This window comes from Agrobacterium bohemicum (genome assembly GCF_001562555.1).
Taxonomy (GTDB): domain Bacteria; phylum Pseudomonadota; class Alphaproteobacteria; order Rhizobiales; family Rhizobiaceae; genus Agrobacterium; species Agrobacterium bohemicum.
The window spans coordinates 236,568-258,643 of record NZ_KQ961025.1 but is presented as its reverse complement, the minus strand read 5'-3'; the positions used below and the strand labels follow the sequence as shown (position 1 = coordinate 258,643).

Here is a 22,076-nt window from a genome sequence, read left to right as displayed (position 1 = left end):
CGGCCAGGTCGGGCATCGGGAGAATGACACTGGCCGGTCCGAAACCGGTGTCCTCCTCCTCCCGTTGCCGCCGGGGGGATTGCTGCCGGACCCCGGTGACAGAGAGGATGCGTAACCTCCCTGTCACCAGCGCCGGTCCCGCCTCGCCGCAACGCCTTGCGGTGTATCCGAGGGCGGAACGGGACAATTGTGCGGGTGATTCGCGGGAGGTGGAGAAACGTGTGGAGGATTTTTTGATGTTTTTTGCGGGCTTTCGGGTAAGGTGTTGATTTGGTTGGGAAGTATTTTTATTGTGGCGTTGGAGGGTGCCGCTCACCCCCCTCTGCCCTGCCGGGCATCTCCCCCTCAGGTGGGGAGATTGGCTGGGGGCGGGCTCACCGGACATCTTGAACGTTGCGGCGGGGACGACAGCCTGTTTTGCCGGTGCATCCCTCTGACGGCTACGATTGGAGCAGTCAGCGTGCCTTTTACCGATCTCCCCACCTGAGGGGGAGATGTCCGGCAGGACAGAGGGGGGTGAGCGGCATACGCCGACCTTTTCCCTCTCGCACCATCGCCCTTCAAGGCTGCTATCGGGCATATCAGAATGGCAGCTGCCACCGTGGCATCCACCCAACCCAAAAAACACCATAATAAACCGCTTGCCTTTGCTCTCCAGATGTCCGCTAATTGGCGAACGAAGCAGGGAGAAAATACTATGGCCAAGGGTCAAGTTCGCAGCAACAAAGAAGTTAGAAAACCTAAAAAAGACAAGGCCGCACAAGCGGCGGCACCGACACTTGGATCGCAGGTGAAAGCCAGCGAAAGCACGACCAAGAAGAAGTAATGACGTTGGGGTATTGTGGGACGACGCAGACGCTTGGGAGCGAAACTCTCAGGACGTGAAAGCGAGGCGCTGAACTGTCAAAGCGCCTGTCCCACAAGCCTCATGTCATGGGTACGTCGAAGACTTCGCTCGGATGCATGGGGCGGAAGCGATCTTCCGCTACGCCGTGTTCCGTCAGCGCTGCCTTAAGCGCAATGATCGGTGCATCGATGGCCTCATCGGTGAGTTGAACGGTTCCCCAGTGATGGCCGCAGGCGTAAGCCGCGCCGCAAATTTTCATGCCTTCTACGGCCTCAGTCGGATTCTGGTGCTGGCCTTTCATGAACCAGCGCGGCTCATATGCGCCGAATGGCAGGTTGGCGAGGCGGAAGCCGCCGTGTTTTTTGCGCGCGGCATGGTAATTAAGGCCGCTGTGAAAGCCGGTATCGCCGATGTGGTAGATTTTACCGCCCGGTGTTTCGATGACGAAGGCCGCCCACAGCGCCATGCGCCGGTCATTCAGGCCACGCGCCGACCAGTGATGGCAGGGCTCGAAATGAATTTTCACATCAGGCGCCACATTCAGCACATCACCCCAATCCCCCACTGATATCTTCGCCGCCTCGACGCGGGTGCGAATGACGACATCATTGCCGAGTGGCGTGATGAAATGCGGTTTATGGGCGATGTGAAGCTGGTGTAGCGTTTCCAGATCGAGATGGTCGTAATGATTGTGTGTGACCAGCACGATGTCGATGGGCGGCAGATCGTTGAACTTGATGCCGGGCGGGTTGACGCGTTTGGGGCCAACGAAGTTGAAGGGGCTTGTCCGCTCCGACCACACGGGATCGACGAGGATATTCATGCCCGCCGTCTGGATGAGAAAGGACGCATGGCCGACGAAGGTGACGCGCAGGTCTTTGCCGTTGACGCGCTCATCGGGTTTGACGAAGGGAAACGGGCTGGGATAGGCCTCCGGCCATGTCGCCTTGTTGCCATCGAACCGCCATTTCATCAGGTCCATGAAACCGTTGGGTGTCTCGCCACCGGGGTTGAAGAAACGCGCTCCATCGAAATGGTCCGATAGCGGGCCTTTGTAATAGGCGCTGGCGCTGGACTGGCGCGCATAAAGACCGCCACCCGCCAGAAGCGCGCCGAGGAAAGAGAGTTTGAAGAGGGTGCGTCTTTTCATTCTCCAAGTTTAGGTCTGCACGTCTGCGCATTCAATGGCGGCGCATTGCGGTCTTGCCGTTTTTTGCTTCCCGGGTTTAAAATACATCCTCCAGTAGATATTATTTTGCCAATGCCTGTTTCCGGGAGACAAGACCGTGACCATCATCAAATTTCTGTCATTGCCATTTTTGCTCATGGTGTTGCTCGCGATGCCCGTATCTGCCGAGCAGCTACCAGCGCCCGTCAATGGAGTGACGTTCGAGGAATGGGCGTCCGCGAATGGGCGCATTGCCAACAAGCAGGACGAGGCCGAGGTGTTTGCCGTTCTTGGTTTGAACAAGCAGTCGTTTGAAGCCGTCAATGTGGCGTTTACCGAAGCGTTGAAGACGTCAGGGTCGAATGGCGATATCATGCGTGTGTTCGGCGAGGCATTCGGCGATCCCAACCGTGGCCGGTTTGCGAAGACCGAGCAGGTGGATATCGAGGGCAAGCTGGCGACGCTGGATGATTACGCACGGGTGCAGGGCCATCTGCAGGCGGCGACGAAACTCAAGATCGATCCCGCCGCCGTTCTCGAAGAGCATAATCTGACGCCCTATGAATATTCCCAGGAAGCGGGCCGTTGGGTGCGAGCCATGGCGATGGAGGCCAAAAAGGATTCGACCAATACGCTGAAATACAATGAAGCCATCCGGCGCTATGAGCAGGAATATACCGCCAAGCTCTCGAAAAAATAAGCGTAAAGCGGCAAATGTGACGTTTTCCTTGACTCGAATGGCCTTTTCCTGTTTATCCGCGCCAATCAGCTGGCAGTTTCATGACCGCACGCCGCCGACCGGGACCCGCAAGGTATAGAAGATCCCGGAGGCAAACATCCGACAGCGCGAAGCGCCCTCGGGTGCTTTTTGGCTATGCGTCTTGTTTTTGACAGCAAAAGCACCGACGTTTCGGGTTCCCCGGAACGAAGAAGGATGACGCAATGTTTGAAAACCTCCAGGACCGCCTTGGCTCCATTCTGAATGGACTGACCGGCCGTGGCGCGCTTTCGGAAGCCGATGTAACGGCTGCCCTGCGCGAGGTTCGCCGTGCGCTTCTGGAAGCGGACGTTGCGCTGGAAGTCGTGCGTTCCTTCACCGACAAGGTGCGTGAAAAGGCCGTTGGTGCCTCGGTTCTCAAAGCCATCAAGCCCGGCCAGATGGTCGTCAAGATCGTCCACGACGAGCTGGTCGAGATGCTGGGCTCCGAAGGCGTGGCGATCGATCTGCACGCGGCGGCCCCCGTCGTCATCATGATGGTGGGTCTGCAGGGTTCGGGTAAGACGACCACGACAGGCAAGATTGCAAAGCGCCTGACGGAACGCGACAAGAAGAAGGTGCTGATGGCATCTCTCGACACGCGTCGTCCAGCAGCTCAGGAGCAGTTGCGCCAGCTGGGTGTGCAGACCGGCGTCGATACGCTGCCCATCATTGCCGGACAATCGCCGACCGATATCGCTTCGCGCGCCGTGCAGGCTGCCAGGCTCGGTGGCCATGATGTCGTGATCCTCGATACCGCCGGTCGTACCCACATCGACGAGCCGTTGATGATGGAAATGGCGGAGATCAAGAAAAACGCCAAACCGCACGAAATCCTGCTGGTCGCGGATAGTCTGACCGGTCAGGACGCCGTCAATCTGGCGCGTAACTTCGATGAGCGCGTTGGCATTACCGGCCTTGTGCTGACCCGTATGGATGGCGATGGTCGCGGTGGTGCAGCGCTTTCGATGCGTGCCGTCACCGGCAAGCCGATCAAGCTGATCGGTACCGGCGAGCGCATGGGCGAGCTGGACGAGTTTCATCCGCGCCGTATCGCCGACCGAATTCTCGGCATGGGCGACATTGTTTCGCTGGTCGAAAAGGCTGCTGAAAACATCGATGCGGAAAAAGCCGCGGCGATGGCCAAGAAGATGCAGTCGGGCAAGTTCGATCTGAACGATCTGGCCGACCAGCTTGGTCAGATGAAGAAAATGGGCGGCATGGGCGGCATTATGGGTCTGATGCCCGGCATGTCCGGCATGAAGGACAAGATGGCGGCGTCGGGTCTCAACGACAAGATGTTCGACCGCCAGATCGCCATCATTTCATCGATGACCAAGGCCGAACGCGCCAATCCTGACATGCTCAAGCACAGCCGCAAGAAGCGCATTGCTGCCGGTTCCGGCACGGATGCCGCCGAAATCAACAAGCTGCTCAAGATGCATCGCGGCATGGCCGACATGATGAAAGCCATGGGCGGCAAGGGCAAGGGCGGCATCATGAAACAGATGATGGGCGGCCTTGCGGGCAAGATGGGTTTTGGTGGTGGAATGGGCGGCATGCCTGATCTGGCCAATATGGACCCCAAGCAGCTTGAAGCCCTTCAGAGACAGGCGGAAGCAGCCGGTCTCGGCAAGCCGGGTGGCATGCCGCCCGGTCTTGGTGGAATGCCCGGTCTTCCCGGTCTGGGCGGACCGAAACTTCCGGGTCTTGGCGGACTTCCCGGCCTGCCCGGTTTTGGGAAGAAGAAGTGAGAGCTGTGATGACCGACGCAGACGTAAAGGCTCAACTTTCGCAATATCGCCAGTCCATCGACAATATCGATGCGGCGCTGGTGCATATGCTGGCGGAACGGTTCCAACGCACCAAGGCGGTGGGCGTTCTCAAAGCAACCTACGAATTGCCGCCGGCGGACCCGGCGCGCGAGGAATACCAGATCGAACGCCTGCGCCGCCTGGCAAAGGACGCCGATCTGGACCCGGATTTCGCCGAGAAGTTCCTGAACTTCATCATCAAGGAAGTCATCCGGCATCATGAAGCAATTGCCGCTGAACACAACGGCACCGACAAGACCGCCTGACCGGCGGACTAGCCATTCTTAAGGAGAAACAACATGGCACTGAAAATTCGTCTCGCACGCGGTGGTTCCAAGAAGCGCCCGTACTACCAGATCGTCGTTGCAGACGCCCGTTCGCCACGCGACGGCCGTTTCCTCGAGAAGGTCGGTTCCTGGAACCCAATGCTTGCCAAGGACAACGCTGATCGCATCCAGATCAACGGCGACCTGATCAAGGAATGGATTGCCAAGGGCGCACAGCCAACAGACCGCGTTCTGCGCTTCCTCGCAGAAGCCGGCATCGTAACGCGCGATGCCCGCAGCAACCCTGAAAAGGCAAAGCCAGGCAAGAAGGCCGTAGAGCGAATTGCCGAGAAGAAGCAGAAGGCCGATGACGCCGCTGCTGCTGCTGCAGAAGCTACTGCTGCCGAATAAGTCCGGTTGGCACGATATGAACGGGTGGTGTGGATTTCCGCGCCACCCGTTTATGTTTATTTTGACCGCAACATGCCGTACACAGACTTTAAAAGACGAACACCGGAACGGACGACCGATGGCAAAGCTGGAAAACCCTATTCTCATGGCCAAGATTGGCGCGGCACAAGGGCTGCGTGGCGAAGTCCGGGTCAGCTCGTTCACGGATGATCCGACTGCATTGGGAGAATACGGCAACCTGATTGCTGCCGATGGCCGGATGTTCGAAATCCTTGAAATTCGCGAAGCGAAGACCGTGGTCATCGTGCGCTTTCGCGGCATCAACGACCGCAATGCGGCGGAAGCTCTGAACGGACTGGAACTGTTCATCGAGCGCGACAACCTGCCCGACGACGATCTTGAAGAAGACGAATTCTATTATACCGATCTTGAAGGGCTGGAGGCTGTCGATGCCGAAGGCAAGAGCTACGGCTCCGTTGCCGCTGTTCATGATTTCGGCGCTGGCGATCTGCTGGAGCTGAAAGGTGCTGGTCGCCGTCCGACGCTCATTCCCTTTTCCGAGGCCGCCGTTCTGGAAATCGATCTCGAAGGCGGAAAAATTCTGATCGATCCGTTTGCCGCTGGCCTGATCGACAATCCTGAAGACGGCAAGGACGATCCGGATCATCCGATCTTCGGCAAGAAAAAATAACATGACATTCAAGGCAACCGTTCTGACGCTGTACCCGGACATGTTTCCGGGGCATCTGGGCCATTCGCTGGCGGGCAGGGCGCTGGAGCGCGGCCAGTGGCAGATCGAGCCGGTCCAGATCCGGGACTTCGCGGCAGACAAGCACCGCAGCGTGGACGATACGCCAGCTGGCGGTGGCGCTGGCATGGTGCTGAAACCGGACGTGCTGGCGGCGGCAATCGATGCTGTCTCGACCGATGATACACGTCCCCGCCTCTTGATGAGCCCGCGTGGGCTACCGCTGCGCCAAGAGCGGGTGCGCGAGATTGCCGCCGGTGACGGCGTCATCATCATCTGCGGGCGGTTCGAGGGTGTGGACCAGCGGGTGATCGATGCGCGTGGCCTCGAAGAGGTTTCCATCGGCGACTATATTCTCTCCGGTGGCGAACCGGCGGCACTGACGTTGCTGGATGCGGTGGTGCGCATTCTGCCCGGTGTGATGGGCAACGATCTCTCCGGCGTGCATGAGAGCTTCGAGGGTGGGTTGCTGGAGCATCCGCATTATACCCGCCCGCAAGTGTGGGAAGAGCGCGAGATTCCAGCGGTTCTAACCTCCGGCAACCACAAGGCCGTTGAAAAATGGCGTCATGAGCAGGCGCTGGCGCTGACGAAAGAGCGCCGCCCCGACCTTCTGGCGAAAACGTCTCAGGTCGAGACGAAGTAGTAGACCGACAGCAACAAACCGACCGAGATCACCAAAGCGCGGATGACCCATTGCGGTACGCGCCGCGCGATATAGACGCCGCTATAACCGCCGATGGCCGATGCCGGGATCATGATCAGCGCTGCGGGCCATGCCACGACACCACCGCCGACGAAAACCACGATGGCGACGGCGGCTATGACGACGGCGAGCAGATTTTTCAAAGCATTGAGGTGATGGTAGGTCCCGCCTGATGTCAGGCCCAGGACCGCCAGCATCATGATGCCCATGCCAGCGCCGAAGAAGCCTCCGTAGATCGACGTAAAGAATTGTCCGATGAGGCTCGCGGCGCTGCCGGGCGAGCGCTGCGCATTCGTGCGCGGACGCAGCCATGGCCCCAAGGCAAACAAAAGTGTGGCGGCGAGGAGGAGCCAGGGCACGAGCTGGCGAAAGGCCGGGTTGTCCAGCGACAACAGAAGAAGCGCGCCAGCGGTCGATCCAGCAATCGATAGCAGGGCCAGAAAAACAGCACCTTTCCAGTGGGCCCTAATTTCCGGCCAATAGGCGATGACGGACGTGACGTAGCCGGGAAATTGCACGATGGAAGAGGTGGCGTTGGCGGAAATCGGGGCGATACCGGCAAGCGTCATGGCCCCGAAGGTCAGAAACGTGCCTCCGCCTGCGATGGCATTGACCGCGCCGGACAGAAAGCCGCTGGCAAGCAGCAGCAGAATGATGAAGAATGACATGACCCCTCCCGGCGCATCTTGCGCCCCCGTCACTCCATATCCGGTGATGGGACGGACGACAATTAGGTCGTGACCGACAAAATAATCTTGCAAAAGGGATGACAAATGCGTTGTCTTGCTGTAATGGCCCGCGTGGAACTGGGGTTTACCCCTTTAACCGCAAGCAAAGAATGGTGAACCCGCTCCTGCCGCAAGGCATGGTCCCGAGACCTGGTTTCAAGGGATGACAGTTGAGCGCTCTGGCTGTTTCAGAAGAACTCAGAGGTTAATATGACCAACATTATCGAACAGCTGGAAGCCGAACAGGCTGCCAAGATCGAAGCGAAGCGCAAGCTTCCAGAATTTTCTCCAGGTGACACCGTTCGCGTCAACGTGCGCGTAACGGAAGGTACACGTACCCGTGTACAGGCTTACGAAGGCGTCGTTATCGCCCGTTCCGGCGGCGGCATCAACGAGAGCTTCACCGTTCGCAAGATTTCTTACGGCGAAGGCGTCGAGCGCGTATTCCCTGTTTACTCGCCGCTGGTTGAAGGCGTTGAAATCGTTCGCCGCGGTAAGGTCCGTCGCGCGAAGCTCTATTACCTGCGCGACCGTCGCGGCAAGTCTGCCCGTATCGTTGAAGACACCGGCGTTCGCGCTCGCAAGCTCAACGACGGCGAGCGTCAGGCTGCTGCCGAAGAAAAGGCACGCCTCGAAGCTGAAAAGGTTGCAGCAGCACAGGCTCTGGCCGCTGAAAAGGCCGCAGCAGAAGCTGCTGAAGCCAAGGCAGCCGAAGAAGCCGCAGCAGCAAAGGCTGCTGAAGAGGCTGCAAAGCCTGCCGAAGGCGCAGCTGAATAAGCTTTTCCGTTTTTCGGGAACTTTAAAAAGGCGGTCTTCGGGCCGCCTTTTCTTTTGAACGTGGTCTGTTGCTCCCTATGTAATCAATACATCGGATTCGCTAGTTTACGGGGATGCTAACAAATGGAACGGAAATCCTTATTCGGTGAATTTCTCCGCGATTGGTTGAAGGAGAACATCAAATATCTCGGTGACTATGTTGAACCATCGGACCAAGATTACATAGCCAGACTGCGAGCGAGAGAGCTTACAGAGCTCGCGAAAGAGAAGGGCTATTACGCCGATCTTGTAGAGGAACTAAGGGGGCAGCCAGTCTTAAAGTTCATTATAAGTGAGTACTGGCGTGTGGGCCTTGAGCAGAAGGTTCTACATTCTAACTCAATAAATAGTTCTACAAGCAAGACGGTGCGTTAGTAGTTTAAGATTCGTATTTCGTCTCTTGCTCCACGGCAAGTACGCGCCCTGCCATCAGTGCGCTCTTGCCCTAACACTTCAAACCATGTCATTTTCCCGCATTGCCAGCAGGAGACACGACATTGCTCAGACGCTCTTTTCTCATCGCTATTGCCGCGACGCTTATGTCGCCTGTCATGTCCGTTGCCGCCGACCTGCCGGACCTCAAGGGAAAGACTGTTGTTGTCGTCACCGAAAACGCCTATCCGCCGCTGCAATTCGTCGATCCGAAATCCGGTAGCGCCATCGGCTGGGAATATGATGCGATGGGGGAGATCGCCAGGCGGCTGAATTTCAAGGTCGAGTATCAGAACACATCGTGGGATGCGATGATCCAGGCGGTGTCGGATGGGCAATACGACATTGGCATGACCGGCATCAGCATCAAGGAGGAGCGCAAAGAGAAGGTGGATTTCTCCGATCCCTACATGCGCTCTGAAATGTTCATGCTGGTGCGCGCCGACGAGACGCGCTTTACCGACGCGAAAAGCTTTGCCGCTTTCGACAAGGGGCTGGTGGGCGCGCAGGCGGGCACGACGCCGTTTTATACCGTTGTCTATGACGTGCTTGACGGAAACGAGCAGAACCCGCGGGTTAAGTTGATGGAAACCTTTGGCGCCACCGTGCAGGCGCTGAAAACCGGCGATGTCGATCTGGTGTTGACGGATGGCGTGGCGGGCAAGGGTTATGTCGATGCCTCCGATGGTGCGTTGAAGCTAATTGGCGGTCCCCTGGGTGGCGACGATTTCGGCTTCATCTTCAAGAAGGGGTCGGATCTGGTGGCGCCTGTGAATGCGGCAATTGCGGCGCTGAAAGCAGATGGCACGTTTGCGGCGCTCGATAAGAAGTGGTTTCTGGACTACAAGCTTGGCCAGTAAGCACATGCGACCTGACCAGCGAAAGGCAAGCGCGTGAGCGCCCGGCCCAAATCTTCCACTGCCGATGATTTTCCGTGGTGGCTGGTGGCGCTTGTCGGCATCGGTCTGGTGCTTGCTGTCGTGATTGCAGTCAACGGCATTTATGCGCAGGTGTTTTCCACCGTCATCACGGGCATCGGCATGACGGTATCAGTAACGCTGACGGCTTTCGCGCTGGCCTCGCTATGGGGGCTGGTGATTGCCGTGCTGGGCATGGCTGACAGCATTGTTTTGCGCCAGATCGCCCGTTTCTACATTGAGACGGTTCGGGGCATTCCTGTTCTCGTCGTGCTGTTCTACATCGCCTTTGTCGGCGCGCCTGCCTTTGTCAGCCTGTTCAACTGGATGATCACGCCGCTTGTTCAAGCCGGGTGGGTAGAGGCGATGCTGGTAAGGGATTTTTCGCTGACATGGCGGGCCATTTTGGCGCTGACGATCTGTTATGCCGCCTTCATCGCGGAAATTTTCCGGGCGGGTATCGAAGCTGTCGATCAGGGGCAGATCGAGGCGGCCAAGGCGCTGGGGCTCAACCGCTATCAGCGCTTCCGACTCGTGATTTTTCCGCAGGCCATCCGCACGATCTTTCCGCCGCTCTCCAACGATTTCGTGTCGATGGTCAAGGACAGCTCGCTGGTGTCGGTGCTGGGGGTGATGGACATTACCCAGCTGGGCAAGGTCTATGCGGCGGGGTCGTTCCGGTTTTTCGAAACCTATTCCATCGTCGCCTATATCTACCTCATCCTGACGCTGGGGCTTTCGCTGGTGTTGCGGCGCGTGGAAAAATCCCTGCGCCGCAGTCCTCGCGGGTAGGGTTTACTGCCCTTTCAAAGCGGAATCCCAATGTTCATCCGCCTTGCCATCAACGAAGCGCCATGTGTCGAACCATGTTGTCGTGTAGGTCCTGGCAGGGTCTTTCGGGTCCTTGACCTCATGCACGAAGCCGACCGTGACGAGATCGCCTTCTGCCGTGACGAAGGCGACGGGTGAACCGATTTTATCAGGGATCGGTTTTTTCTCGACCTTCAAGACTTCGGTGAAGAACTTGATCACGCCATCGCGGCCCGATGCGGCGTTGGGATTGTGCTGGAGATAACGCTCGGTCAGATATTGGTCGGCCTTGTCCCAATGGCCGGCTTCCAGAAGATCGCGGATGATCTTGTAGGTCACCTGCTTGTTGGCGTTGAGCTTTGGGTCGGGGCTGGTGAACAAGGCTTCGACATCGGGTGCCTTGACGACGGCTTCCTGGGCGTGGGCGGAAACGACTGCAAACGATGAGGCGGGCAAGGCCAGCGCTGCGACCAGTGCAAATTTGGTGATGAAACTGGACATCGTGATCTCCTGAATGCGGACGGTGGATGCGCAGACCATAGGAAATGGCGGTTAAGCGGGAAAGAAGGCAGTATTTCCGCCGCTGGTAACCTTGAGGGAACCAGCGGCGGAAAGCTTCACTCAGGCGCGGGCGTTTTGTGCCTGTTCCTGTCTGGCAATCATGCGACCGGCGATGATGACCAAGACGCCAGCCACGGCAAGGCAGGCGGAAAGGAAGAACATCGGGGCAATGGTGCTGCCCGTCTCGTCCTTGATCCATGGCACGACGTTCTGGGCGACGAAGCCGCCGAGATTGCCGACCGAGTTGATGGCGGCAAGACCGGCTGCTGCACCTGCACCCCTCAAGAAACGACCGGGCAGGCTCCAGAACACCGGCTGACCAGCAAAGATGCCAGCGGCTGCGATGCAGAGAAACGTGAACTGGACGACGGGTGCCGTCACCAGCGCCGACATCAACAGGCAGAAGGCGCCGATAAAGGCAGGACCGACGATGAAGGGGATCTTGTTCTGCGCGCGGTCCGCTGCTGCCGGGATGGCGTAAAGGGCAATGGCCACGCCTATCCACGGAATGATGTTGATGAAGCCGTTGGTGGTGTTGGACACGCCGAAGCTCTTGACGATGGTCGGCAGCCAGTAGCTGAGGCCATAAGCCGCCAACGGAAAGCCGACGAAGCAGAGCGACATGAACAGAACCTGCTTGTTGATCAACGCCCGGAAGCCGTTTTCGGCATGTTCTTCCATGTTGGAATTTTCAGAGGCGATCTTCTTGTTCAGCCAGTCCTTCTCGTCCTGGGTCAGGAACTTTGCCTTCTCAGGCGTGTCGTCCAGATAGAAGATGGTGAAGATGCCGGCAATGACGGCGGGAACGCCGGTGGCGAGGAAGACCCACTCCCAGCCTGCCAGACCCATGAGGCCATCGAGATCGAGCAGCATGCCGCCCAGCGGTGCACCGATGGCATTGGCGAGCGCGCTGAAAATCATGAACAGGCCGACCATGCGGCCGCGGTAGTCACGCGGGAACCAGATCGTCAGAAGATAGAGAACGCCGGGGAAGAAACCGGCTTCACAGGCACCCAGCAGGAAGCGCAGAATGTAGAACATGGTCTGGCTGCTGGTGAAGGCCAGCGCGATCGTGACCAGTCCCCAGGAAATGATGATGCGGGCAAACCAGCGACTGGCGCCGAAGCGGGTGAGCAGCAGGTTGCTCGGTACTTCGAAGATGAAATAGCCGATGAAGAACAGCGATGCGCCCAAACCGTAAGCGTATTCACTGAGGCCGAGATCGCCGACCATTTGCAGCTTTGCGTAGCTGACGTTTTGCCGGTCGATATAGGCGATAAGATAGAGAAGTCCCAGGAACGGCATGAGCCGCCAGGTGATTTTTGAAATAAGTGCCTTTTCAGATACCAAGACGTATCCTCCTTCTCACTGCAACATATGCAGCTATGCTCTGATCATTGCCCCCGCCTTCACGACAGCGTTATAGCATCGTGATATGGCTCTGACAGACGCTAACGTGCGAGATGGCAGTTTTATCCATCTTCGGTCGGTCGGGCGTGCGTTTTCGCCCAGTACGGCAATATTGCCGTTGAAAAGCCGATCTGCTATGAGGGATGAATGGGATCGAAATTCGGATGTCTCGCGCAAAACATTTTTGTGCTGCAGGATCATAAGCGTCTGCCGGCACGGTTTTTCGCGCGCATTTCCGGCGCGCTCGGCGGCCGACTTACGTTTGCCTGATATCTCTTTCAAAGAGACTGTCAGTTTTGCTGCGAACCCAATTCAATTTTTCAAAATCCGATGGATATAGCCATGAGCGCACCTCGCACCCTCTATGATAAAATCTGGGATGATCACGTCGTCAACCGCGACCCGGATGGAACCTGTCTTCTCTACATCGACCGTCACCTCGTGCATGAGGTGACGAGCCCGCAGGCCTTCGAAGGGCTGCGCCTGGCCGGTCGTCCGGTTCATTCGCCAACCCGCACCTTGGCGGTGGTGGACCACAATGTTCCCACCACCTCGGATCGTCTTGAGGGCATCAAGAACGAGGAAAGCCGGATTCAGGTCGAAGCCCTGGCGCAGAATGCTGCGGAATTCGGCGTCGAATATTACTCCGAGCGCGACAAGCGTCAGGGCATCGTTCACATCGTCGGACCGGAGCAGGGTTTCACACTGCCGGGTATGACGATTGTCTGCGGTGACAGCCATACATCGACGCACGGCGCCTTCGGTGCGCTGGCGCATGGTATCGGCACGTCCGAAGTGGAACATGTTCTGGCGACGCAGACGCTGATCCAGAAAAAGGCCAAGAACATGCTGGTGCGTGTGGATGGCGCGGTTCCGGACGGTGTGACGGCAAAGGACATCATCCTGGCCATCATCGGCGAGATCGGTACGGCTGGTGGCACCGGCCACGTTATCGAGTTTGCTGGCGAAGCGATCCGTTCGCTGTCCATGGAAGGCCGCATGACGGTTTGCAACATGACCATCGAAGGTGGCGCGCGCGCCGGGCTTATCGCGCCTGACGAAACGACCTTCGATTACATCACGGGCAAGCCGCGTTCGCCCAAGGGTGAGGTGCTTGAGCAGGCCATTGCCTACTGGAAGACACTGAAGTCCGACGAGGGCGCGCATTACGACAAGGTCGTGGTGCTCAATGCTGCCGACCTGCCGCCGATCGTGTCCTGGGGCTCGTCGCCGGAAGACGTCGTGTCCGTGCAGGGTGAAGTTCCTGATCCGGCAGTGATCGAGGATGAGAACAAGCGCAATTCCAAGCAGCGCGCTCTGGAATATATGGGCCTGACGCCGGGCACGAAGATGACGGACATCGCCATCGACCGCGTCTTCATCGGCTCCTGCACCAATGGCCGTATCGAGGATTTGCGCGCTGCTGCCAAGGTTGTCGAGGGACGCAAGGTTGCGCCGACCGTATCTGCCATGATCGTTCCCGGTTCCGGTCTCGTGAAAGAGCAAGCCGAAAAGGAAGGTTTGGACAAGATTTTCCTCGAAGCGGGCTTCGAGTGGCGTGAACCCGGTTGCTCCATGTGCCTTGCCATGAATGACGACCGTCTTGCGCCCGGCGAGCGTTGCGCGTCCACTTCCAACCGCAACTTCGAAGGGCGCCAGGGCTACAAGAGCCGCACCCATCTCGTTTCGCCCGCCATGGCGGCTGCGGCTGCGGTGGCCGGCCACTTCGTGGATATCCGTGAGTGGCAGTGAATTGAGACTAGGCCGGGAATAGTAACTGTTCTCGTCCTGTCTACAGGACCATGATCTTTCTGCCCTTGCGCAGAAACGGTAGAATGCGGCGCATGTCCCGAGGATGCAGCGCCACGCATCCCGCTGTTGGCTCATAACCGGGCCGGATCATGTGCATGAAGATCGCCGAACCGAGATTGCGGCGGCGAGATGTGATGTTCCAGTCGAGAACGAGACAGACATCGTAAAGACCATCCTGCCGCTGTATTTCCTCATGGCTTGGCTTGAAGGGTGCTTTGGCAGGGCGGTTATAGTTGGGGTCCGCAGGCGCATCGCACCATAGCATATCGGAGCGGGTGCGATGCATCGTCAGCGATGTTTTTAAAGCGGAAATCCTGTCGCCGCGATGAAAACCATACAGTATCGGCATGGTGGTCATCGGTGTTTTTCCATCGCCTTCCCGCTTGAGGCATGTGCGGCCATTGCGGCCTATCGCGGCCTGAAATGTGAGATGGCCAAGCTGAAGCAAAGCGCGGGTTTTATAGCGCGGCGCGGCGCGGAGAATGAGTTTCGCAGGCGATTTCGGCGGATTTTTTCTGTTCTTGAGCATCGTTCTCACGAGATTTTGCTTTGCAGGTGAGCCAACGTGACCTCATAGCTCCGCCTAATCTTACGACGAAGGGTTGACGTAGCGGCCTCAAACCGCTGAATTGGCTCACTAAAGCGAAAGGCATGTCATTCCTGCAAAACGAGTAAGCAGTTTTGTGCGACATGTTTTACTATACAATGAAAGGCTGAGATATCCCATGACGGCCCGTACACTTCTCCTTGTGGATGACGATGACGACCTTCGCGAGACACTTGCCGAGCAACTGTCTCCCTATGAGGAGTTCAATCTTCTCACCGGTGCCAACGCCAATCACGCAATTCAGACAGCGAAATCCACGCAGGTCGATCTGCTGATCATGGATGTCGGTCTGCCTGATATGGATGGGCGCGAGGCCGTGAAGCTGATGCGTAAAAACGGCTTCAAAGCCCCGATTATCATGCTGACTGGCCACGATACGGATTCCGATACGATCCTTGGTCTGGAGGCTGGCGCCAATGATTATGTGACAAAGCCGTTCCGCTTTGCCGTGCTTTTGGCGCGCGTTCGTGCGCAGCTACGCCAGTATGAGCAGAGCGAAGACGCGGTGTTTACCGTCGGCCCCTACCAGTTCAAGCCCAGCCAGAAGCTGCTGACGACCGAAGACGGCAAGAAAATCCGCCTGACGGAAAAGGAAGCGGCCATCATCCGCTATCTCTACCGCGCTGGCAGTGCCGTCGTGACGCGTGATGTGCTGCTCGAAGAGGTGTGGGGCTATAATTCCGGTGTGACAACGCACACGCTCGAAACCCACGTCTACCGTTTGCGCCAGAAGATCGAGCGCGACCCGTCGAATGCGGAGCTTCTGGTGACAGAAAACGGTGGCTACAAGATTGTGCCGTGACGACATTTCTGGCGGCGCGGGCTTGTCATAACCGCGCCGTTGTTCGAAAACCTATCCTACTCTTGAGTGATCCGGGGCTTCGAACGAAATGGCACTGAACGACGATATCCAGCTTTTGGCGCAGGTGCCTCTGTTTCAGGGTTTGAGCGACGACCAGTTGCGACTGATTGCGTTCGGTGCCGAGCGCCGCAAGATTGCGCAGGGACAGGCGCTGTTTCGGGAGCACTCGCCCTCTGAATGCGCTTTCGTCATCGCCCGTGGCGGCTTTCATCTCTACAGCACCGGTCGGAGCGGACAAGCGGAGCTTCAGGCAGCGCCAACGGCTGGCACGATGTTGTCGGAACTGGCCCTCTTCACGCTCTGCGAGCGCAAATATACCGCCGTCGCCTCGGAGGATTCCGAGGTCATCCGCATCACCCGCATTCTTTTTCACCGCATGATCGAAGAATTTCCCAATGTGGCGGACGTGGTCATGACCCGTATCAGGGACAATATCGCCGCGCTTTCAGCGGGCGCAACGGCACTGCAGGGCCGCTTCTCGTAAGTCTCAAAATTTGAAATGCGCCGTCACAGGCACATGGTCCGATGGGCGGTTCCAGCCTCGGGCTTCGCGCAGGATTTCGATGCGGTCCAGTGAGGGGCCGAGGTCTTGCGAGGACCAGATGTGGTCGAGGCGGCGACCGCGATTGGCGGCTTCCCAGTCCTTGGCGCGGTAGCTCCACCAGGTGTAGATTTTTTCGGTTTCCGGCACGTTCAGGCGCATCAGGTCCAGCCAGTTGCCCTTCTTCATGATCTCCAGCATGCCGTCCGTCTCTACAGGCGTGTGGCTGACGATTTTCAGCAGCTGTTTGTGTGACCAGACATCGTTTTCCAATGGTGCGATGTTCAGATCACCGACGAGGATAGAGGATGTGCCGGGAACGCCGTCGGCGCTCAATGCCTTCATCTCCTCAATGAAATCCAGCTTGTGACCGAATTTCGGGTTGATCGAGCGATCCGGTTCGTCACCGCCTGCGGGAACGTAGAAATTATGCAGGCGGATCTTGCGCGAGCCGACCTGGATGACGCCGGATATGTGGCGCGCGTCGCCAATGCCGCAATAGTCCTGCCGGTGATCTTCGGTCAGCGGCAGTTTCGAGGCAATGGCCACGCCGTGATAGCCTTTCTGGCCATGGATGATGATGTGTTCGTAGCCGAGAGCCTTCAAAGGCTTGAGTGGAAACTCGCCATTGGGGCATTTCGTTTCCTGGAGGCAGAGGACATCTGGCTTGTAACGCACGAGAAACTGCTCGACGATCGGCATGCGCAGCCGCACCGAGTTGATGTTCCAGGTGGTTATCGAAAAAGTCATGCCTGCGCTCCGTTTGTCCTTCAAGAAAAGGTGGAGGCAGGCTTATTACATCAGGCAGAAAACGGAAATGCTTTTCTCGACCCTAAAGATTTGATCAACCGCGACCGCGGACTTCTTCGTAATCGATGGCGAAGACCTTGTCGTCCAAGGCCATGCCGGTCTGAACGTTGAAAATCATCACAGTCGTATCCTTGTTCTGCGCATCCGTGGTGGTCCACTGGCGCAGATCGAAGGTTTTTGGGTCGAACATGAGCGTGATGGTCGAATCGCCGAAGACGCTCTTGTCGCCAAGGACGATGGTCGTCAGATCTGATTCCTGTTTGACATCGCGGACCTTCTGGTTTCCGAGATCAATCTTGTCGGACAGAAGCAGGCTGAGAGGTGTCTTCGACAGCGGGTAGAGATCCCAGGTTTTCAGCTTGTTGTTGCCGATCACGACATTCTTGCCATCGGAAATGACGCGCATGGGGGATGGGTCTTCATAGTTGAACCGCAGCTTGCCGGGGCGGGCGATATAGAACTTGCCACCCGTCTGCTCACCGCGCGGGCCGAACTGTACGAATTCGCCCATCATGGTTTTGACGGAAGAAAAGTGGCTGGCGATCTTCTGCGCTGCCGCATCGGCCTGTGCGAAGGCGGCGAAGGGCTGGAGAGCGGCCATCGCTGCTGTCGCCGAAAACAGGGTCATCACACCACGGCGCGTCATGTTGCCTTCAAAGGCGTTAGACTGCGCGGACGCGACCGGAATATTCTTTTTCATTCTTTTCTCCTTCATCGCATTCCGTATGCCGAAAAAACGCGGCGGCTTCATGACATAGGCAGTTTGATATAACGCCGAAACCACGCCTTGGTTGCTGATATTTCCGTGAGGGAACACGGTATTCAGCCACCGTTGCGTTGTTTGCCGTTCCCTAATCAATCCTGTTCGGTCGGCACCAGGATTTCGCGTTTGCCCGCGTGGTTGGCGGGACCGATGATGCCTTCCTGCTCCATGCGCTCGATGAGCGACGCGGCGCGATTGTAACCGATGCCCAGACGGCGCTGGACATAGGATGTCGATGCCTTGCCATCCCGCAGCACAACGGCAACTGCCTGATCGTAAGGGTCTTCGGACTCGGCCAGATTGCCGGTGCCTGCCGGACCGCCGCCATCCTCTTCGTCATCGTCTTCGGTGACGGCTTCGAGATAATCCGGCGAGCCTTGCGTCTTGAGATAGGACACGATCTCTTCGACCTCGTTATCGGCAACGAAGGGGCCGTGGACACGCTGAATGCGTCCGCCACCGGCCATGTAGAGCATGTCGCCCATGCCGAGCAGCTGTTCGCCACCCTGTTCGCCCAGGATGGTGCGGCTGTCGATCTTGGAGGTGACCTGGAAGGAGATGCGCGTCGGGAAGTTGGCTTTGATGGTACCGGTAATGACGTCCACGGAAGGGCGCTGTGTGGCCATGATGACGTGGATGCCGGCGGCACGCGCCATCTGGGCCAGACGTTGCACCGCACCTTCGATGTCCTTACCAGCCACCATCATCAGATCGGCCATCTCATCGATGATGACGACGATGTAGGGCAGGGGCTTCAGATCGAATTCTTCTGTTTCGTACATGGCTTCGCCGGTCTGGCGGTCGAAGCCGGTCTGCACGGTACGGGTCAGCACCTCGCCCTTGTCGAGCGCCTGCTGAACGCGGGTGTTGAAGCCATCGATGTTGCGCACACCGATCTTCGACATCTTCTTGTAGCGCTCTTCCATTTCGCGCACGGTCCATTTCAGCGCGACGACGGCCTTTTTCGGATCGGTAACGACGGGCGAGAGCAGATGCGGAATACCGTCATAGACCGACAATTCCAGCATTTTCGGGTCGATCATGATCAGGCGGCACTGTTCCGGCGTCATGCGATAGAGCAGCGACAGGATCATGGTGTTGATCGCCACCGATTTACCGGAACCGGTGGTGCCTGCGACCAGCAGATGCGGCATCTTGGCCAGATCGGCGATGACGGCTTCGCCGCCGATGGTCTTGCCGAGTGCCATGGGCAGCTTGGCCTTGTTGTTTTCGAAATCACGCGACGCCACGAGTTCGCGCAGATAGACCGTCTCACGCACCTTGTTTGGCAGTTCGATACCGATGGCATTGCGGCCGGGCACGACGGCGACGCGGGCGGCAATCGCGCTCATGGAACGGGCGATGTCGTCTGCCAGGCCGATGACGCGCGACGACTTGATGCCGGGTGCGGGTTCAAGCTCGTACATGGTGACGACGGGGCCGGGGCGAACATGGATGATCTCGCCCTTGACGCCGAAATCTTCCAGCACGCCTTCCAGCCTGCGGGCATTCTGCTCGAGAACATCTGCGTTCAACGTGCTGTCGCGCACGACGCTCTTGGGCTCAGCGAGAAGATGAACGGAGGGAAGCTGAAAACCGTCTCTGGCGATGAAGGATGGCTGTGCATCGCGGGCAAGGCGCTCGCTGGGCTTTGGACGTGCCGATGGCGGCGTGATGCGGGTCTGGCCTGCGGGCGGGCGGGCCGAAAACTGCGTGTCGCCGGAGAGGACACCCGCGGGCAGGCTGTCGTCGTCTTCATCACCCATCGAAATCGGTGGCGGTGATACGTCGATGCGTGCGCGGGCTTCGGCGCGTTCTTCGAAGGAGGGGTCGGCGCGATCCAGCCGGTTGATGGCCGTTTTCAGGCGCGATGGCTCGTTCAGCGTGCCGAACTCGTAATCGTTGAAGTCGTAGGGTTGCTCGAAATCACCGCGCATCGACTTCGGCTTCAGGCCGAACAGGCGGCGGAAACGGGCCTGGGTGATGTACCAATAGTGGGCGATTGCGCCGAAGGCGAGCAGGTTGGCGAAGAAGCCGTCGCCATCGTCTCCTTCGTCGTCTAGCTCCTCGACCTTGCGGGCCTTGCTGGTTGCTGACGCCTGAGGAACGAATACCTCTTCGACATCGTCAGGTGCGCCGAGCAGGCCGGAGGCAAACAGCATGAGCCAGGCTGCGGGAACGGCGAAAATGACGCCGAGAACCGTGGCGAAGGTGCCGGTGGGATAAGCGCCGATGAAAAGGGCCGGGAAGCGCAGGATCATATCACCGATGACGCCGCCGATGCCATTGGGTAGCGGCCATGTCAAAGGGGCGGGAAAGCAGCCGAGAGAGGCCGAAGCGATGAAAGCGCCGCTGATCCAGGCAACGAGGCGGACAGGAATGCGGTTGAAATTTCGGCCCGAGATCAGCGCAAACGCCCATGCGAGAATTGGCAGCATGGCGATGAGCGCGGACAGACCGAGGAATTGCATCATGATATCGGCAAAGATGGCGCCGCCATGGCCTAAGAGGTTCGTGGGCTCGTTGCCGGTGGCGTAGGACAGGCTGGGATCTGCGACATTCCACGTGGCCAATGCGGTGATGCCGAGCGCCAGCACGGCCAGCACGGCAAAGCCGCAGAGAGCCATGATCTGGCGCACGACGAATGCCGTCAGTACGAAGCGGTTATCGCGACCATTGAAAGCCGGAGACGTCACTCTGTCCATATGCTGAACCTGTCGTTTTTTCGTTGCTTCCGAAGTCCGGCCACAGGTGGCGAGACGGGATGACAGGGCAAAATAGCGGGTGGGTGGTTAATATGGCATTAACCATGCAAAATCAGGCATCACCAATGGCTTTTAAAACGAAAAGCCCGGCGATGTGCCGGGCTTCTCGTCTTTATGCGCGGGCCGCTGACCGGCCCGGCGTTTCTCTTATCAAGAGTGGTAAGCTGCTTCGCCGTGCGATGCGAGGTCGAGACCTTCGCGTTCGGCTTCGACTGGAACGCGCAGACCAACGATGAGATCAACGAGCTTGTAGAGGATCGCAGAGCCGATACCGGTCCACAGAAGCGTGATGACGACGGCCTGTACCTGAACCATGAACTGACCGCTCATCGTCTGTTCGCCGGCATAACCGATGCCGCCGAGCGAGGCACTTGCGAAGATGCCGGTTGCGAGAGCGCCGAAGATGCCGCCAACGCCGTGAACGCCGAAGACGTCTGCGGTGTCGTCATAGCCGAACTTGTTCTTCACCACGGAGACGAAGAAGTAGCATAGCGGAGAGACGATGATACCCATGACGATGGCACCCATGGGGCCAACGATACCGGCCGCAGGCGTAACGGCAACCAGACCGGCGATCATGCCAGATGCTGCACCCAGCATGGATGCTTTTCCGCGTGTGAAGGTTTCAACCAGGCACCACGACAGGATAGCTGCTGCCGTTGCAACGAAGGTGTTGACGGTTGCAAGCATCGCGCCGCCGGAGGCTTCGAGGTTGGAACCGGCGTTGAAGCCGAACCAGCCAACCCAGAGCATGGCTGCACCGACATAGGTCAGCGTCATGGAGTGAGGTGCCATCATGTCCTTGCCGAAGCCGGTACGCTTGCCGACCATGATCGCACCGATCAGACCGGCAACACCGGCGTTGATGTGAACAACCGTGCCGCCAGCGAAGTCGAGCGCGCCGAGACCGAAGAGGTAGCCCTTCGCGTCCCAGACCATGTGCGCAATCGGGAAGTAAACGAAGGTGACCCAAAGAATGCAGAACAGGATGGAGGCGGAGAACTTGATGCGTTCCGCGAACGCACCGATGATGAGTGCCGGTGTGATGGCAGCAAACGTCATCTGGAACATCACGAAGATGTATTCAGGAATGACGACGCCCTGCGAGAAGGTCGCAGCCGTGCTGTCCTTGGTGACGCCGGAGAGGAACATCTTGGCGAAGCCGCCGAAGAACGGGCTTTCGGAACCGCCGAAGGCGAAGGAATAGCCGTAGACGACCCAGATGATCATGACCGAAGCGGCGATGACGGTGCACTGCATCAGAACGGACAGCATGTTCTTGGAGCGAACGAGGCCGCCGTAAAACAGGCCAAGGCCAGGAATCGCCATGAACAGGACGAGGATGGTGGAAAGGAACATAAAGGCGGTGTCGCCCTTATCAGGAACGGCTGCGGCGGCAGCTGCAACCGGAGCCGCGGCGTCTTGCGCAAACGCAAAGGCGGGGGCGAGAAGGGCCGCCGCGCCGGCGCCGACGCTGAGCCGACCGAGTGTTGAAATTTTGTTGAATCGCATGGTTTGAAAACTC

23 protein-coding genes are annotated in these 22,076 nt (G+C 58.2%); 13 read left to right on the top strand and 10 right to left on the bottom strand.

From position 1 onward, the window contains the following. On the bottom strand, positions 1-316 hold a 316-nt coding region (locus tag ATO67_RS23345; RefSeq protein WP_210176111.1), incomplete at its 3' end, for a hypothetical protein. A gap of 270 nt (positions 317-586) precedes the next feature. Here ATO67_RS23345 and ATO67_RS23065 point away from each other — a divergent pair. Continuing rightward, complete coding sequence (locus ATO67_RS23065) at positions 587-826, top strand: hypothetical protein (RefSeq protein ID WP_157940948.1); 240 nt, start codon at positions 587-589, stop codon at positions 824-826. A 100-nt stretch (positions 827-926) separates the two neighbouring features. Here ATO67_RS23065 and ATO67_RS06820 read toward each other — a convergent pair whose 3' ends face one another. Further along, positions 927-1,997 (bottom strand): MBL fold metallo-hydrolase, encoded by a 1,071-nt coding sequence (locus ATO67_RS06820; RefSeq protein ID WP_067645946.1) that lies wholly within the window; start codon positions 1,995-1,997, stop codon positions 927-929. Between the two features lie 136 nt (positions 1,998-2,133). On the opposite strand from ATO67_RS06820, the gene ATO67_RS06815 reads away from it, so the two are divergent. The 6 genes from ATO67_RS06815 (at position 2,134) to trmD (ending at position 6,657) form a co-directional block, all read left to right on the top strand. Further along, positions 2,134-2,715, top strand: a complete 582-nt coding sequence (locus ATO67_RS06815; RefSeq protein WP_067645944.1) for a hypothetical protein — start codon at positions 2,134-2,136, stop codon at positions 2,713-2,715. Positions 2,716-2,957: 242 nt separating this feature from the next. Continuing rightward, the gene (gene ffh, locus ATO67_RS06810; RefSeq protein ID WP_067645942.1) at positions 2,958-4,526 is read left to right on the top strand and encodes a signal recognition particle protein; all 1,569 of its coding nucleotides are present in this window, start codon (positions 2,958-2,960) and stop codon (positions 4,524-4,526) included. Between the two features lie 8 nt (positions 4,527-4,534). Next, on the top strand, positions 4,535-4,852 hold the full coding sequence (locus tag ATO67_RS06805) for a chorismate mutase (RefSeq protein ID WP_067645940.1): 318 nt from the start codon (positions 4,535-4,537) through the stop codon (positions 4,850-4,852). A gap of 33 nt (positions 4,853-4,885) precedes the next feature. After that, on the top strand, positions 4,886-5,263 hold the full coding sequence (rpsP, locus tag ATO67_RS06800) for a 30S ribosomal protein S16 (RefSeq protein ID WP_067645938.1): 378 nt from the start codon (positions 4,886-4,888) through the stop codon (positions 5,261-5,263). 118 nt (positions 5,264-5,381) lie between these two features. Continuing rightward, positions 5,382-5,954: a ribosome maturation factor RimM gene (gene rimM, locus ATO67_RS06795; RefSeq protein ID WP_067645936.1), complete on the top strand. Its 573-nt coding sequence runs from the start codon at positions 5,382-5,384 to the stop codon at positions 5,952-5,954. Position 5,955: 1 nt separating this feature from the next. After that, complete coding sequence (gene trmD / locus ATO67_RS06790) at positions 5,956-6,657, top strand: tRNA (guanosine(37)-N1)-methyltransferase TrmD (protein ID WP_067645934.1); 702 nt, start codon at positions 5,956-5,958, stop codon at positions 6,655-6,657. Here the strand turns inward: trmD and ATO67_RS06785 are convergent. Then, a complete protein-coding gene (locus ATO67_RS06785; RefSeq protein ID WP_067645931.1) occupies positions 6,639-7,385 on the bottom strand; it encodes a sulfite exporter TauE/SafE family protein in 747 nt (248 codons plus the stop codon). The two genes, trmD and ATO67_RS06785, sit on opposite strands and share 19 nt — an antisense overlap. Positions 7,386-7,655: 270 nt before the next feature. Between ATO67_RS06785 and rplS the strand changes: the two genes are divergently transcribed. From rplS to ATO67_RS06765, 3 genes are all read left to right on the top strand, one after another. Continuing rightward, positions 7,656-8,222: a 50S ribosomal protein L19 gene (gene rplS / locus ATO67_RS06780; protein WP_067645929.1), complete on the top strand. Its 567-nt coding sequence runs from the start codon at positions 7,656-7,658 to the stop codon at positions 8,220-8,222. A gap of 578 nt (positions 8,223-8,800) precedes the next feature. After that, positions 8,801-9,553, top strand: a complete 753-nt coding sequence (locus ATO67_RS06770; RefSeq protein WP_067646258.1) for a transporter substrate-binding domain-containing protein — start codon at positions 8,801-8,803, stop codon at positions 9,551-9,553. A 33-nt stretch (positions 9,554-9,586) separates the two neighbouring features. Beyond that, positions 9,587-10,402, top strand: coding sequence for an amino acid ABC transporter permease (locus tag ATO67_RS06765; RefSeq protein ID WP_067645925.1), 816 nt, complete (start codon positions 9,587-9,589; stop codon positions 10,400-10,402). A gap of 3 nt (positions 10,403-10,405) precedes the next feature. Here the strand turns inward: ATO67_RS06765 and ATO67_RS06760 are convergent, their stop codons facing one another. Both ATO67_RS06760 and ATO67_RS06755 read right to left on the bottom strand, forming a co-directional pair. After that, positions 10,406-10,921, bottom strand: a complete 516-nt coding sequence (locus ATO67_RS06760; RefSeq protein WP_082760193.1) for a nuclear transport factor 2 family protein — start codon at positions 10,919-10,921, stop codon at positions 10,406-10,408. A 120-nt stretch (positions 10,922-11,041) separates the two neighbouring features. After that, the gene (locus ATO67_RS06755; protein WP_067645923.1) at positions 11,042-12,331 is read right to left on the bottom strand and encodes an MFS transporter; all 1,290 of its coding nucleotides are present in this window, start codon (positions 12,329-12,331) and stop codon (positions 11,042-11,044) included. Between the two features lie 402 nt (positions 12,332-12,733). On the opposite strand from ATO67_RS06755, the gene leuC reads away from it, so the two are divergent. Next, positions 12,734-14,143: a 3-isopropylmalate dehydratase large subunit gene (leuC, locus tag ATO67_RS06750; RefSeq protein ID WP_067646252.1), complete on the top strand. Its 1,410-nt coding sequence runs from the start codon at positions 12,734-12,736 to the stop codon at positions 14,141-14,143. A 40-nt stretch (positions 14,144-14,183) separates the two neighbouring features. Here leuC and ATO67_RS06745 read toward each other — a convergent pair whose 3' ends face one another. Beyond that, positions 14,184-14,732, bottom strand: a complete 549-nt coding sequence (locus ATO67_RS06745) for a L,D-transpeptidase family protein (protein ID WP_067645921.1) — start codon at positions 14,730-14,732, stop codon at positions 14,184-14,186. Positions 14,733-14,928: 196 nt separating this feature from the next. Between ATO67_RS06745 and ATO67_RS06740 the strand changes: the two genes are divergently transcribed. Together ATO67_RS06740 and ATO67_RS06735 are read left to right on the top strand one after the other, a co-directional pair. Continuing rightward, a complete protein-coding gene (locus tag ATO67_RS06740; protein WP_067645918.1) occupies positions 14,929-15,612 on the top strand; it encodes a response regulator transcription factor in 684 nt (227 codons plus the stop codon). 88 nt (positions 15,613-15,700) lie between these two features. Then, on the top strand, positions 15,701-16,156 hold the full coding sequence (locus tag ATO67_RS06735; RefSeq protein WP_067645916.1) for a cyclic nucleotide-binding domain-containing protein: 456 nt from the start codon (positions 15,701-15,703) through the stop codon (positions 16,154-16,156). Between the two features lie 3 nt (positions 16,157-16,159). On the opposite strand, the gene ATO67_RS06730 is transcribed toward ATO67_RS06735, so the two are convergent. From ATO67_RS06730 to ATO67_RS06715, 4 genes are all read right to left on the bottom strand, one after another. After that, on the bottom strand, positions 16,160-16,963 hold the full coding sequence (locus ATO67_RS06730; protein WP_067645914.1) for an exodeoxyribonuclease III: 804 nt from the start codon (positions 16,961-16,963) through the stop codon (positions 16,160-16,162). A gap of 94 nt (positions 16,964-17,057) precedes the next feature. Next, a complete protein-coding gene (locus tag ATO67_RS06725) occupies positions 17,058-17,723 on the bottom strand; it encodes an outer membrane lipoprotein carrier protein LolA (RefSeq protein WP_245303911.1) in 666 nt (221 codons plus the stop codon). Between the two features lie 155 nt (positions 17,724-17,878). Next, a complete protein-coding gene (locus ATO67_RS06720) occupies positions 17,879-20,491 on the bottom strand; it encodes an FtsK/SpoIIIE family DNA translocase (protein WP_106404913.1) in 2,613 nt (870 codons plus the stop codon). 210 nt (positions 20,492-20,701) lie between these two features. Next, on the bottom strand, positions 20,702-22,063 hold the full coding sequence (locus ATO67_RS06715) for an ammonium transporter (protein ID WP_067645911.1): 1,362 nt from the start codon (positions 22,061-22,063) through the stop codon (positions 20,702-20,704). Positions 22,064-22,076 lie beyond the last annotated feature (13 nt).